Source organism: Delftia sp. DT-2, from assembly GCF_028401915.1.
Classification (GTDB): Bacteria; Pseudomonadota; Gammaproteobacteria; order Burkholderiales; family Burkholderiaceae_C; genus Comamonas; species Comamonas tsuruhatensis.
This window is the reverse complement of record NZ_JAQOTI010000005.1, coordinates 38,100-52,470: the sequence shown is the minus strand read 5'-3', so window position 1 is coordinate 52,470 and position 14,371 is coordinate 38,100. Positions and strand designations below refer to the sequence as shown.

General features: G+C 69.0%; 7 protein-coding genes. 6 read left to right on the top strand and 1 reads right to left on the bottom strand.

The annotated features are described in order from the left end of the window. The first annotated feature begins 61 nt into the window (after positions 1-61). Complete coding sequence (locus PO605_RS09675) at positions 62-994, top strand: pyridoxal-phosphate dependent enzyme (protein ID WP_047474539.1); 933 nt, start codon at positions 62-64, stop codon at positions 992-994. A gap of 34 nt (positions 995-1,028) precedes the next feature. Here PO605_RS09675 and prpF read toward each other — a convergent pair whose 3' ends face one another. Continuing rightward, positions 1,029-2,240, bottom strand: coding sequence for a 2-methylaconitate cis-trans isomerase PrpF (prpF, locus tag PO605_RS09670; RefSeq protein ID WP_047474540.1), 1,212 nt, complete (start codon positions 2,238-2,240; stop codon positions 1,029-1,031). Positions 2,241-2,821: 581 nt separating this feature from the next. Here prpF and PO605_RS09665 point away from each other — a divergent pair. The 5 genes from PO605_RS09665 to PO605_RS09645 all read left to right on the top strand — a co-directional run bounded on the left by PO605_RS09665 (position 2,822) and on the right by PO605_RS09645 (position 14,352). Next, positions 2,822-6,103, top strand: coding sequence for a bifunctional diguanylate cyclase/phosphodiesterase (locus PO605_RS09665; protein WP_047474542.1), 3,282 nt, complete (start codon positions 2,822-2,824; stop codon positions 6,101-6,103). Positions 6,104-6,236: 133 nt separating this feature from the next. Further along, the gene (smc, locus tag PO605_RS09660; protein WP_272206391.1) at positions 6,237-9,764 is read left to right on the top strand and encodes a chromosome segregation protein SMC; all 3,528 of its coding nucleotides are present in this window, start codon (positions 6,237-6,239) and stop codon (positions 9,762-9,764) included. 57 nt (positions 9,765-9,821) lie between these two features. After that, entirely contained in the window at positions 9,822-11,162 is a 1,341-nt protein-coding gene (locus PO605_RS09655) for a cell division protein ZipA C-terminal FtsZ-binding domain-containing protein (protein ID WP_016445918.1), read from the top strand. A gap of 47 nt (positions 11,163-11,209) precedes the next feature. Next, positions 11,210-13,345, top strand: a complete 2,136-nt coding sequence (gene ligA, locus PO605_RS09650; protein ID WP_047473871.1) for an NAD-dependent DNA ligase LigA — start codon at positions 11,210-11,212, stop codon at positions 13,343-13,345. Beyond that, positions 13,345-14,352: a patatin-like phospholipase family protein gene (locus PO605_RS09645; RefSeq protein WP_016445920.1), complete on the top strand. Its 1,008-nt coding sequence runs from the start codon at positions 13,345-13,347 to the stop codon at positions 14,350-14,352. Before ligA ends, PO605_RS09645 begins: the two co-directional genes overlap by 1 nt. Positions 14,353-14,371: the final 19 nt, after the last annotated feature.

The window sequence follows — 14,371 nt, the reverse complement described above, 5'->3', positions numbered from 1 at the left end:
AAGAATATTTGGAATACCGGGGGATTATCGCGATGGCAGCCCGGTTCTACACTGCCGCTCCATGCCTTTGCACACCTCCACTCCCCTCATCGAATCCCATACCCTGGGCCAGGCCAGCGGCCAGAACATCTGGCTCAAGCTGGACGCGCTGCAGCCTTGCGGATCATTCAAGCTGCGCGGCATAGGCCATGCCTGCGAGACCCTGGCGGGCCAGGGCAAGAAGCGCTTTGTGGCCTCGTCGGGCGGCAATGCCGGCATTGCCGTGGCCTATGCGGGACGGCAGCTGTCGATGCCCGTCACCGTGGTCGTTCCCCAGACCACGACCGAGCATGCACGGGCATTGATCCGCGCCCAGGGCGCCGAGCTGATCGTGCATGGCTCCGTCTGGGACGAGGCCAATGCGCTGGCCCAGTCCCTGCTGGGTGCCGACGATGCCTTTGTCCACCCGTTTGACGATCCGCTGCTGTGGGCCGGGCATTCCACCCTCGTCGACGAACTGGCCGCAGCCTGCTTCAAGCCCGACGCCGTGGTGCTGGCCGTGGGCGGCGGCGGCCTGCTGGCCGGCGTGGTGCAGGGCCTGGAGCGCCATGGCTGGACCGATGTGCCCGTGATCGCGGCGGAGACGGCCGGCGCCGATTCCCTGGCGCAGTCCCTGGCCCAGGGCCGCCGCGTACTGCTGGACCGCATCACCAGCGTGGCTACTTCGCTGGGCGCGCGCCAGGTCTGCCAGAGGGCCTTCGATCTGGCGCAGGTGCACCCCGTGCGCAGCGCCGTGGTGACGGATGCGCAGGCGCTGCAGGCCTGCCTGCGCTTCATTGACGACCATCGCCTGCATGTGGAGCCGGCCTGTGGCGCCGCGCTGGCCCTGGCCTACGGGCGCGCTCCTGCGTTGCAAGGCTTCCAGCGCGTGCTGGTGGTGGCCTGCGGCGGCACGACGAACACGCTGGAGCAGCTCCAGGCGTGGCGTGGGGCGGCGCTGGCAGCCGAGGCGTGAGCACGGCTGCGGCCTGAAGTCCCGGCCCGCGCATTCATGCGGCGTTCAACACCTCGCCGGGGACCCTGATCCAGCCTTCCATCAGGATACGTGCGCTGCGGCTCATCAGGGCCTTGGTCACCTGCCACTGGCCGTTCACCAAACGGGCCTCGGCGCCCACGCGCAGCGTTCCGGAGGGGTGGCCAAAGCGCACGGCGCTGCGCTCGCCGCCGCCTGCCGCCAGATTCACCAGCGTGCCCGGCACGGCCGCTGCGGTGCCGATGGCCACGGCAGCCGTGCCCATCATGGCGTGGTGCAGTTGGCCCATGGACAGGGCGCGCACCAGCAGGTCCACGTCACCCGATTCAATGCGCTTGCCGCTGGATGCCGTGTAGGCGGCCGGTGGCGCCACAAAGGCGATCTTTGGCGTGTGCTGCCGTCTGGCGGCCTCGGCCAGGTCCTTGATCAGCCCCATCTGCAGCGCGCCGTGGGCGCGTATGGCCTCGAAGCGGGCCAGGGCCTCGTCGTCCGTGTTGATGGCGTCCTGCAGCTCGCAGCCCGTGTAGCCCAGGTCCTGGGCGTTCAGGAAGATGGTCGGAATGCCCGCGTTGATCAGCGTGGCCGCCAGACTGCCCACGCCGGGCACGTCCAGCCGGTCCACGAGGTGGCCTGTCGGGAACATGGCTCCGCCATCGTCTCCTTCATCGGCGGGATCCAGGAACTCCAGCGCCACTTCGGCGGCCGGGAAGGTCACGCCATCGAGCTCGAAGGAGCCGGTCTCCTGGACCTGGCCTTGCGTGATGGGCACATGGGCCACGATGGTCTTGGCGATGTTGGCCTGCCAGATGCGGATGGTGACCGTGCCGTTGCGAGGAATGCGCGCGGGATCTATCAGTCCCATGTGGATGGCGCAGGGCCCCACGGCGGCCGAGAGGTTGCCGCAGTTGCCGCTCCAGTCCACAAACGGCTGGTCGATGGCGACCTGGCCAAACAGATAGTCCACGTCATGGCCTTCCCGCGTACTGGGAGCCAGGATCACGGCCTTGCTGGTGCTGGACGATGCATTGCCCATGCCGTCGATCTGCTTGCCGTACGGGTCGGGGCTGCCCAGGGCGCGCAACAGGATGGCGTCGCGCACGGGTCCGGGGTGCCGGGCCGCCTCGGGCAGATCCTGCAGGCGAAAGAACACGCCCTTGCTGGTGCCGCCGCGCAGGTAGGTGGCAGGGATGCGCAACTGGGGAAGAAAGGTTTCGGGGATCGCGCCCATCTCAGGCCTCCTGTGCTGTTGTTCGTATCTGTGTCTGTTCTTGCGGTCTGCCGATCGCCGGAGCGCGCAGCCTCTGGCGGCGGTTGATGCCCATGGACGGTGTCCCCTGCGGTGTCAGGCGATGTCAGTAGGCCAGGTTTGTTGCAAGCGCCATGCCATCCGCATCAAGGGAAAACCCGTGCAAGCCTTGCAGCGCGCCAGCACAGGGCGTGTGCACTGCGGTGCTGGCTGCCGCCGCAACATTCGTTTCACTGTCGTTTCAAAATTGCTGCTTTTGATTTCATGGATGAGGGAGCGTGCAACGGTTCGGTCCCCCAGTCCCACGCCGGCCTGCGGAGCTCTCTAGGGTTTGCCCGGGCCAGCCTTCAGCAAGTGTGCTTGCAGACGATAGAGGAAGGGTGTTTGTAGGATTTGTCTTATCCATTGTTCGCCTGCCGCGTGCCGAAATCCATTTATCCTCGCGCTCTGCTCCACATGGCCTGTACTGCCCTTTCCGGTGAACCTGCCATGGGGCTGGCAACGAGCGGTTCCGTGCTCCTGGACCGATTTCCCGTGACCGCCTATTCCGCCTTAGCCGCTCCATGTCAGTTTTTGCCCAGCGCACGCTTGTAGCCATCCGGGCCGCCTGGCCAGCCGCAACCGTCATGGCGGTGGGCATGTGCCTGAGCGCTGTGCTTGCCTTGCAGCAGCAGCGGGCGCTGGAGCGTATCGACCTGCAGCGCCATACCCAGCAGGCCCAGTCGGCCCGCCAGGCGCTGGAGATGCGCCTGGATGCCTACGCGGTCATGGTCCAGCATGTGGCCAACCAGCTGGCCGCCTCTCCCGAGATGGGGCAATCGGCCTTCGCGCGCATGGCGCAGGCGCTGCGCATACAGGCGCAGCCGGGCATGCAGGCGCTGTCCTTTACACGGGCCGCAACGCAGCGCGGTCTGCCCGGCCAGGATCAGGCCTTCACCGCCCGGCCCGGGCCCCACTATTTCTTCATCGACTATCTCTGGCCGCTGGAGGGCAACGAGTCCATTGCCGGCCTGGACATGCACGACCGCCCCAGCCTCATGGCCAGCATGGTGCGCAGCCGCGACAGCGCGGCCGCCGTGGTCTCGGCACCGTTTGCGCTGAAGCAGCCCGGCGAGCATGCCACCGCCGTGCTGGTGCGCGCGCCTGTCTTTGCGCTTGTGGACCACCAGTCCCCGGACGGGGAGGCCGCGCAGCCGCTGTTTCTGGGGACTGCCGACGTCAGCGTGCGCGTGCACGACCTGGTGCAGGACCTGCATGAACGCGGCTTTCTGCGCCGGCTTGCGCTGGCCATGCATGACGCAGGCCCGACCTCGCCCCTGCCGCCGGCCGGCATATCGCCGCTGCCGCTGTACCTGGGCGCGGCCTGGCCGGAGCGCGGGCAGGAGGCGGCCGGAATGGGCGACACCGGCCAGGTGGTGCTGGAGCAGACGCTGCAGGCCCAGGACCGGCTGTGGCGGTTGAACTTCATTCCCATGGGGACGGCCCTGTCCTGGACCGAGCGTGTCCAGCCCCTGGTTCTTTTCGCGCTGGGCATGCTCGTGTCGGCCCTGCTGGCGTCGCTGGCGGCAGCCTGGTGGCGGCGCCATCCTTCCAGCTGGGCCCAGCTGCGCGCCTCCTCCCGCAGCATGCGCGAGAGCGATGCCCGCTTTCAGGCCCTGTTCGAGCAGGCTGCCGTGGGCGTGGTGCAGGTCGATGCGGCCAGCGGCAACGTCCTGCATGTGAACCGCAGGTACTGCGACATTACGGGCCATGAGGCGCAGCAGCTGTGCCAGCGGCCCCTGCTGGCCCTGTTGGCGGCCGAAACCCTGGAGGGCGACCGGGTGCTGCTGCAGGAACTGACGGCGGGCCAGCGCGGGGCGCTGCAGATCGAGCGGCAGCTGCGGCGCCGCGACGGCACCCTGGTCTGGGTGGAGCTGCATATCTCCGCGCTGGGCCATGGCCCGTCCCGGCGGCTGATGGCACTGGTGCAGGACATCAGCGCGCGGCGCCACCTGCAGCAGATGCAGCGCGATGGATCGCGCCATCTGCGCATGGTCATCCAGCGCCTGCCTCTGGGCCTGGCCATGCTTCAGGACGATGGCCGCTTCGCCTACTGGAACGAGGAATTCATGCGCCTGGCGGGCCACGGTGCCACGGCCGGCATGGATGGTGATGGCTGGTGGTGCAACATGTGTCCCGATGAAGCCCGCCGCCTGCGCATGCAGCGCCGCTTCGAGGCCGCGCAGGCGAGGGCGCGCGTGGCACAGAGCCTGCACAGCGGCGAGTCCGACAGCTGCGGCACCCTCAACTGCGAGGAATACCAGCTCATGGGCAGCGATGGCCGCACGCGTTCCGTATCGATAGGCGGCATGCTGCTGGACGAAGGCTGCCTGCTGATCCTGCAGGACCAGAGCCAGCGCAAGACCGCCGAAGAGGAAATCCGCCGCCTGGCCTTCCACGACGCGCTCACCGGCCTGCCCAACCGCCGCCTGCTGGTGGACCGGTTGCAGCAGGCGCTGGCCTCCAGCCGCCGGCGCGGGCGCTGCGGCGCCGTCATGCTGCTGGACGTGGACAACTTCAAGGCCTTCAACGACAGCCTGGGGCTGGAGCTTGGCGATGTGCTGCTGCGCATGATTGCCGAGCGCCTGGCGCAGTCCCTGGGGCCCGAGGCCACGCTGGCCCGCCACAGCGGCGATGACTTCGTCGTGCTGCTGGAGGACCTGGGCAAGGACTCCATGCATGCGGCCTCGCAACTGGAAGGCGAGGTCCAGCGCATGCGTTCGCTGCTGCAGCAGCCGCTGCAGTTGGCAGGCCAGTCCTGCCACATCACGATGAGCATTGGCGCCAGCCTGTTCGGCGAGCAGGAACTGAGCGCCGACGAGGTGCTGCGCCGCGCCGAAATGGCCATGTACCAGGCCAAGGGCATGGGGCGCAACACGCTGCAATTCTTCGATCCGCAGTTGCAGGCCGTGCTGCGCTCGCGCACGGCCATGGAGCAGGAAATGCGCGAGGGCCTGGTGCGCAGCCAGTTCGTCCTGTACTACCAGCCGCAGATGGCGCACGGACGCATCGTGGGCGCCGAAGGCCTGCTGCGCTGGAACCACCCGCGCGAAGGGCTGGTGCCGCCCTCGCTCTTCGTCTCGCTGGCCGAGGAGACCGGCCTGATCCAGCAACTGGGCGAATGGGTGCTGGGCGAGGCCTGCAGGCAGCTGGCGCAATGGGCGGCGGACCCCGAAATGGCCTGTATGGTGCTGGCCGTCAACGTCAGCCCGCGCCAGTTCCACCAGGCGCGCTTCGTGGAGCAGGTGCTGCAGGCGCTCAAGGAGCACGGCGCCAACCCGCGCCTGCTCAAGCTGGAGCTGACCGAAAGCCTGCTGCTGGCCGACGTGGACGACACGGCCGCCAAGATGGCCACGCTCAAGGCCCACGGTGTCGGCTTCTCGCTGGATGACTTCGGCACAGGCTATTCCTCGCTGGCCTATCTCAAGCGCCTGCCGCTGGACCAGCTCAAGATCGACCGCAGCTTCGTGCGCGACGTGCTCAGCGACCCCAACGACGCGGCCATTGCGCGCACCATCGTCGCCCTGGGCACCAGCCTGGGACTGCAGGTCATCGCCGAAGGCGTGGAAACCGAGGCGCAGCGCCAATTCCTCGAAGACCAGAGCTGCCACGTCTGGCAGGGCTACCTGCTCAGCCCGCCCGTGCCCGTGCGCAGCTTCGAGGCCCTGGTGCGCGAGGCCGCCCCCGCGCAGCGCCCCCCGGCCTTGAGCCCCGCATGCCTGACCCATCCGGCGCAACACCGGCCCGTAGTGGTGGAATGCACCGACGCCAGCACGGGGCCAGAGGTCCCTTCAAACCATTCTTGACATTCGGAGCGGCCCCGCGCGGGCCGCTTTCCATTCTTGAGCAGGGGTGGCGCGCGGTATCATTCCGAGCTTCCCTGTTGTTCCCCCACGTCCTCATTCGTCCGTTCGCCGCGGACCGCCATCTGCCTGCATCGTGCGCCTGAATTCCATCAAGCTGTCCGGCTTCAAGTCCTTCGCCGAGCCCACCAACTTCATGCTGCCGGGGCAACTGGTGGGCGTGGTGGGCCCCAACGGCTGCGGCAAGTCCAACATCATGGATGCGGTGCGCTGGGTGCTGGGCGAGAGCAAGGCCAGCGAGTTGCGCGGCGAGTCCATGCAGGACGTGATCTTCAACGGCACCACGCACCGCAAGCCGGCCAGCCGCTCCAGCGTGGAGCTGGTGTTCGACAACAGTGACCACCGCGCGGGCGGCCAGTGGGGCCAGTTCGGCGAAATCGCCGTCAAGCGCGTGCTCACGCGCGAGGGCAACAGCAGCTACTTCATCAACAACCAGGCCGTGCGCCGCCGCGATGTGCAGGACGTGTTCCTGGGCACGGGCCTGGGCCCGCGCGCCTACGCCATCATCGGCCAGGGCACGATCAGCCGCATCATCGAGTCGCGCCCCGAGGAACTGCGCCTGTTCCTGGAAGAGGCCGCAGGCGTGTCCAAGTACAAGGAGCGCCGGCGCGAGACCGAGAACCGGCTCTCGGCCACCACCGAGAACCTCACGCGCGTGGAGGACATCCTGCGCGAGCTCAACAACAACCTCGACCGGCTGGAGAAGCAGGCCGAGGTGGCGGCGCAGTACAACGCGCTGCAGTCCCAGGTCACGCTCAAGCAGCAGCAGCTGTGGTTTCTCAAGCGCGCCGAGGCCGAGGCCGAGCAGGACCGCGTGCGCGTGGAGGGCCTGAAGGCCGTCAACGAGCTGGAAGAGCGCATGGCCGACATCCGCAACAACGAAAGCGGACTCGAAACCCTGCGCCAGGCCCACTACGACGCCAGCGACCAGGTCAACCAGGCCCAGGCCAAGCTCTACGAATCCACGGCCGAGGTCGGCAAGCTGGAGGCCGAGATCCGCTACGTGCTCGAAGGCCGCCAGCGCGTGCAGCAGCGGCTGCAGCAGCTGTCCGAGCAGGTGCTGCTGTGGAACAGCCGCCGCGAGGAGGCCGAAGCCGAAATCGAAAATCTCGACGGCGCCGGCATGGACGCCGAGGAACAGGCCGAGATGCTGGCCGCCCAGGTCGAGGAGCAGAGCATGCGCCTGCCCGACCTGGAAGAGGCGCTGCGCAATGCCCAGAAGGCCGATGCCGACCAGCGCGCCAGCGTGGTGCAGGTGCAGCAGCAGATCCAGGTGCTGGCCGCCGAGCAGCGCAGCCTGGACGAGCAGCGCCGCCAGTTCGAGACCCGCTTCGAGCGACTGCGCGCCGACCGCAATGCGCTGGAGACACCCGACGAGGCCCGCCTGAACAATCTGCAGTCCCAGCTGGAAGAGGCGCGCGAACTGGCCGAAATGGCCGATGCCGTGCTCAACGAGCTGCAGGACTCCGTGCCCCAGCTCGACGAGGACCGCCGCACGCGCCAGCAGGCCGTCAATGCCGAGGCCGCGCGCCATGCCGACCTGTCGGCGCGGCTGGAAGCCCTCAAGGCCCTGCAGGAAAAGGTCAAGACCGACGGCAAGCTCCAGCCCTGGCTGGCCAAGCACGGCCTGGACGGCATGCAGGGCCTGTGGAGCCGCATTGCCATCGAGCCCGGCTGGGAAAACGCGCTGGAGGCCGCGCTGCGCGAACGCCTGGGCGCGCTGGAAGTGGGCCGGCTCGACATGGTGCGCGGCTTCCTGGGCGCAGGCGGGCACGATGCGCCCCCCGCGCGCCTGGCCTTCTTCAGCCCGCCGCAGGGCGCCCCCGCGCCCGCGCCGGGGCGCTGGCAGCACCTGTCCGATCTGCTGCGCGTGAACGATGCCGGCCTGCGCGCCGTGCTCGGCGACTGGTTGCAGGACTGCTACACGGCGCCCACGCTGGAAGAGGCGCTGTCGCGCCGCGGCGAGCTGCGGCCCGGCGAGACGGTCTATGTGCCCACGGGCCATGCCGTCAGCAGCCACAGCGTGAGCTTTTATGCGCAGGACTCGGAGCAATCCGGCCTGCTGGCACGCGCCCAGGAAATCGAGCACCTCGAAAAGGAAGTGCGCGCCCAGGCGCTGATCTCCGACGAATCGCGCACGGCCCTGGTGCGTGCCGAAAGCGCCTATGCCGAGGCCTCGCAGCGCCTGGTCAGCGCCCGGCGCGAGGCCAGCGAATCGCAAGGCCGCGCCCATGAGCTGCAGGTCGAGACCCTGCGCCTGTCGCAGCTGGCCGAGCAGGCCCGCGCGCGCAATGCCCAGATCAGTGCCGACCTGGCCGAGGTCGAGGCCCAACTGTCCGACATCGAGGAGCGCCGCGTGGCGGCCGAAGCCCGCTTCGAGGAACTGGACATGCAGCTGGCCGACAGCCAGGAGCGCCATGCCCAGCTGGGCGACAAGGTGCTGGAGTCCGAGCGGCGCCTGAACGAATCGCGCGAGCAGCTGCGCACGCTGGAGCGCCAGGCCCAGGAGGCCACCTTCTCGCGGCGCAGCCTGGAGGCGCGCCGGGGCGAACTCAGCCGCACCATAGAGACGGCCAGCCAGCAGGCCCGCTCGCTGGCCGACGAGCAGCAGCGCGCGCAGGACGAACTCACGCGCCTGACCGATGCCGCCGCCCAGGGCGGCCTGCAGGACGCGCTGGATCTGAAGATGCAGCGCGAGCAGGCCGTGGCCGCGCGCCGCAGCGAATATGACGACCTGACCAACAAGCTGCGCGCCAGCGACGAACGCCGCCAGCAGCTGGAGAAGGCGCTGGACCCGCTGCGCCAGCGCATCACCGAATTCCAGCTCAAGGAGCAGGCCGCGCGCCTGGGCCTGGAGCAGTACTCCACCCTGCTGGAGGAGGCCGGTGCCGACCTGGCCGCCGTCTCCCAGTCCATTGCCGAGGCCAATGTGCGCATGCACGGCCTGCAGGGCGAGATCGACCGGCTGCACCGCGAGATCGCCGCCCTGGGCGCCGTCAACCTGGCGGCGCTGGACGAGCTGAAGCTGGCGCGCGAGCGCAAGACCTTCCTTGATGCGCAGACCGAGGACCTGACCCAGGCCATGAACACGCTGGAAGATGCCATCCGCAAGATCGACGCCGAGACGCGCGAACTGCTGTCGGGCACCTTCGAGACCGTGAACGGGCATTTCGGGCGCATGTTCCCCGAGCTGTTCGGCGGTGGCCAGGCCAAGCTGGTGATCACCGGCGATGAAATCCTCGACTCGGGCGTGCAGGTGATCGCGCAGCCGCCCGGCAAGAAGAACCAGACCATCCACCTGCTGTCCGGTGGCGAGAAGGCGCTGACGGCGATTGCCCTGGTCTTCGCCATCTTCCAGCTCAACCCGGCGCCGTTCTGTCTGCTGGACGAGGTGGACGCGCCGCTGGACGACGCCAACACCGAGCGCTATGCCAAGCTGGTGGCCAGCATGAGCAAGGGCACGCAGTTCCTGTTCATCAGCCACAACAAGATCGCCATGGAAATGGCGCAGCAGCTCATCGGCGTGACCATGCAGGAGCAGGGCGTGTCCCGCATCGTGGCCGTGGACATGGAGTCCGCGCTGTCCATGGCTGAGCTATCCTGAGCATGTCCGCAACCTTCCGAACCCATTTGCTGGAACGACGTTTCATTCCTTCATTCCATGAGTAACCTGCAAATCAGTCTGGCCGTCCTGGGCTTTGTGGTGCTGGCCCTGATCATTGCCTACAACAGCTGGTCCGCACGCCGCAACGCACCCAAGCGCGCCGACCCCGTCGAAGAGGCGCAGCGCGATCCCTCGCGCCATGAACCCGGCATGGACACCGTGGGCCACGGCCCGGACCTGACGCACAGCCTGCGCGAGCCCGTGCTGGGCGACTTCGGCACGGCAGCCCCGGGCCAGAGCCCTGCCGCCGTGGACCGCTTTGCCGAAACCGATGCCGAACTGGCCCATCTGGTCCAGCTCGAAGAGCAGCAGCGCCAGGCCGAGGCCCAGGCCGCTTTGGCGGCCAAGGCAGCCCAGGCGGTGCAGACCGCGCAGGCTGCCCATGCCCTGCAGGCGGCTGAAGACGCCAGCGCATCGGCACCCGCATCTGCGTCAGTGCCTGCGCCATCCCCGTTGGCACCGCAGTCCATCGAGCCTTCCCTCAACGACGCGGCCCTGACCAGCGCTGCGGCCAGCCGGCCGGGCCTGGATGCGCTGATCGATGCCATTGCCCCCGTGCAGGTCGGCCAGGCCGTGCCTGGCGAACTGGCGCTGCAGGCCCAGCCGGCCACGCGGCGCGCGGGCAACAAGCCGTTTGCCATCGAAGGCATGAACCAGTCCACCCACCAGTGGGAGCCGCTGCAGCCCGGCCAGCGCTACCTGGGTTTCCAGGCCGGCGTGCAGCTGGCCAACCGCACGGGTGCGCTCAACGAGATCGAGTTCTCCGAGTTCGTTGCCAAGGTGCAGCGCTTTGCCGACGCGCTGGGCGCCACGCCCGACGTGCCCGACATGCTGCAGGAAGTGGCGCGTGCGCGCGAGCTCGACCAGTTCGCCAGCGAGCACGATGCCCAGCTCACCTTCATGCTGCGCGCACGCCAGGCCTCCTGGAGCGCGGGCTATGTGCAGCAGAACGCATCGCGCCAGGGCTTTCTGCCGGGCTCCATGCCCGGGCGCATGGCCCTGCCTTCGCCCACGCCCGGCATGCCGCCGGTGCTGGTGCTCAACTACGACCCGCAGGCGGCCATGGCCGACGACCTGGACACCTCGGTGGTGCGCGAGTTCCTGCTGAGCCTGGACGTGCCCCAGGTGCCGCGCGGCGAGCAGGCCTTCGTGCAGCTGCGCCAGGTGGCCGAGCGTCTGTGCCAGACCATGGATGGAGTGCTCTGCGACCAGAACGGCTACCTGCTGCCGGCCATGGCGCTGGACCCCATCCAGCACGACCTGGAACAACTCTATGACAAGCTCGACAGCCGCGAGCTGTCGGCGGGCTCCATGCTGGCGCGGCGACTGTTCAGCTGACGCGGCGCGGTGCCCCTGGTGCACAACAGGCTCCTGGCCTCAACCCCATGAACGACAATCTGGATCTCTTCTCCGGCGCAGCCCCCGCGGCGCCGGAGTCCGGGGCCGCCCCCGACAAGGTGCTGGCCAAGGTGCAGGCGCTGCGCGCCCAGCTCAACCAATGGGCACATGAGTACTACGTGCTGGACACGCCCACCGTGCCCGACGGCGAGTACGACCGCGTCTTCCAGCAATTGCAGGCATTGGAAGGTGCCTACCCCGAACTGGTCACCCCGGACTCGCCCACGCAGCGCGTGATCGGCGCCGTGCTCGACGGCCTGATGCCCGTGCGCCATGCCGTGCCCATGCTCAGCATCCGCACCGAGACCGACAACGAGGCCACGGGTGCCGAGGCCTTCGACGCACGCATCCGCAAGGAGCTGGAACTGGCCGAAGGCGCACCGCCTGTGGAATACGTGGCCGAGCCCAAGTTCGACGGCCTGGCCATGAACCTGCGCTACCAGAATGGCCGCCTGGTGCAGGCCACCACGCGCGGCGACGGCGAGGTGGGCGAGGACGTCACACACAACATCCGCACCATCCGCAAGATTCCGCTGTCCCTGCCCGAAGGCAAGGGCGTGCCGCCCGTGGTCGAGGTGCGCGGCGAGGTCTACATGGGCCGCGCCGACTTCGTCCGGCTCAACGAACGCCAGCAGGCCGCCGGCGGCAAGAGCTTTGCCAATCCGCGCAATGCGGCGGCAGGCTCGGTGCGCCAGCTGGACTCGGGCATTGCGGCCCAGCGCCCGCTGTCCTTCTTCGCCTATGGCCTGGGCGAGATCACGCCGGCCGCGCAGGGCGGCCCCGACTTCGGCACCCACTACGCCATGCTGCAGACGCTGCGCGACTGGGGCTTCCCGGTGGCGCCCCAGGTCTGCATTGCCAAGGGCGCGGCCGAGCTGGTGGCCTTCCACCAGCGCATGGGCGCCGAGCGCGCCACGCTGCCCTACGAGATCGACGGCGTGGTCTACAAGGTCAACAGCCTGGCCCAGCAGCGCCAGCTGGGCTTTGTCTCGCGCGAGCCGCGCTGGGCCGTGGCCCACAAGTACCCGGCCGAGGAAATGCCCACGCGCATGGAAGGCATCGACATACAGGTCGGCCGCACGGGCAAGCTCACCCCCGTGGCGCGCCTGGCGCCCGTGGCCGTGGGCGGTGTCATCGTCACCAACGCCACGCTGCACAACCTGTTCGAGATCCGCAAGAAGCGCGTGCGCACCGGCGACACCGTGGTCGTGCGCCGCGCCGGCGATGTGATTCCCGAAGTCGTGGGCCGCGTGCCCGGCGACCGGCCGGCCTATGTGCCCAACTTCCGCATGCCCGCTGCATGCCCCATCTGCGGCAGCGCGGTGTCGCGCCCCAAGGGCGAGGCCAACCACCGCTGCACGGGCGGCCTGTTCTGCCCGGCGCAGCGCAAGGAGGCCATCCTGCACTTCGCCGCGCGGCGCGCCATGGACATCGAGGGCCTGGGCGACAAGCTGGTGGACCAGTTGGTGGACGGCCATGTGGTGCGCACGCTGCCCGACCTCTACCGCCTGGGCCTGGTGGCCCTGGCATCGCTGGACCGCATGGCCGAGAAGTCGGCCCAGAACGTGCTGGATGCGCTGGAGAAATCCAAGAAGACCACGCTGGCGCGATTCCTCTTCGGCCTGGGCATCCGCCAGGTCGGCGAGTCCACGGCCAAGGATCTGGCCCGCCATTTCGGCCAGCTGGACGCCATCATGGACGCCAGCGTCGAGCAACTGCTGCAGGTGCGCGACGTCGGGCCCATCGTGGCCGAGAGCATCCACACCTTCTTCGCCCAGCCCCACAACCGCGAGGTGGTCGAGCAGTTGCGTGCCTGCGGCGTGCACTGGGAAGAGGGCGCGGCGCGCGAGCAGACCGCCCAGCCCCTGGCCGGCATGACCGTGGTGCTCACCGGCACGCTGCCCACGCTGGGCCGCGACCAGGCCAAGGAGATGCTGGAGGCCGCTGGCGCCAAGGTCTCCGGATCGGTCAGCAAAAAGACCAGCTACGTGGTGGCGGGCGCCGAGGCCGGCAGCAAGCTGGCCAAGGCCGAGGAACTGGGTGTGCCCGTGCTGGACGAGGCCGGCATGCTGGCCCTGCTGGCAGGTGATCCCCCTGCTGCAGCCGCAGCGGAGCAGGGCTGATGGCGCTGAGTCCGCGCAAACCCGTGGTCGGCCTGGCGCTGGGCAGCGGGTCGGCGCGCGGCTGGGCGCATTTCGGCGTGCTGCGCGCGCTGGAGGATGCGGGCCTGCGGCCCGACATCATCTGCGGCTCGTCCATCGGCGCCCTGGTGGGCGCCTCCTATGCGGCCGGTGAAATGCAGCGCTTCGAGGAATGGGTGCTGGGCCTGGGCATGCGCAAGGTCTTCGGCTTCATGGACTTCAACATCGCGGGCGGCATGCTCAAGGGCGAGAAGCTGATCTCGTTCTGGCGCGAGCATTTCGTGGACTCGGCCATCGAGGATCTGAAGATTCCCTTCGGCGCCGTGGCCACCGACCTGCATTCGGGTGCCGAGGTCTGGCTGCGCAAGGGCTCCATCGCCGATGCCGTGCGCGCCTCCATCGCGCTGCCCGGCCTGTTCACGCCCGTGCAGCGCGAAGGGCGGCTGCTGGTCGATGGCGGCATCGTCAACCCCGTGCCCGCCTCGCTGGCGCGCGCCATGGGCGCGGACATCGTGATCGCGGTCGATCTCAATGCCGACATCATGCGGCGCCACATGCGGCCGCTGGCGCCCGCTGCCGCCATGGCCGCTGCGCCGCCGCTGGAGGAGGCCCCGCCCGCCGTGGAGCAGGGCGTGGCGCCCGAGGACCTGTCGGGCCAGGCCAGCGCCGTGGCCGGCTCGGCCTGGATGCGCCGGCTGCAGCGCGGCGTGATGGGGTGGATGCCCGGCCACCACCGCGATGAGGCAGGCCGCGAGACCGAGCCCCCGCCCCGGCCGCCCTCGCTGCTGGACGTGGTGATGACCAGCGTCAACATCATGCAGATGCGCATCACGCGCAGCCGCATGGCGGGTGACCCGCCCGAGCTGGTGATCGCCCCGCGCCTGTCCCACCTGGGCCTGCTGGACTTCCACCGCGCCCGCGAGGCCATCGACGAAGGCTACGAGGCGGCGCAGGCCGCGCTTCCGGGCCTGCGCCACTGGGGTCTGTGAGGCCCCGGGGGAACGCGCC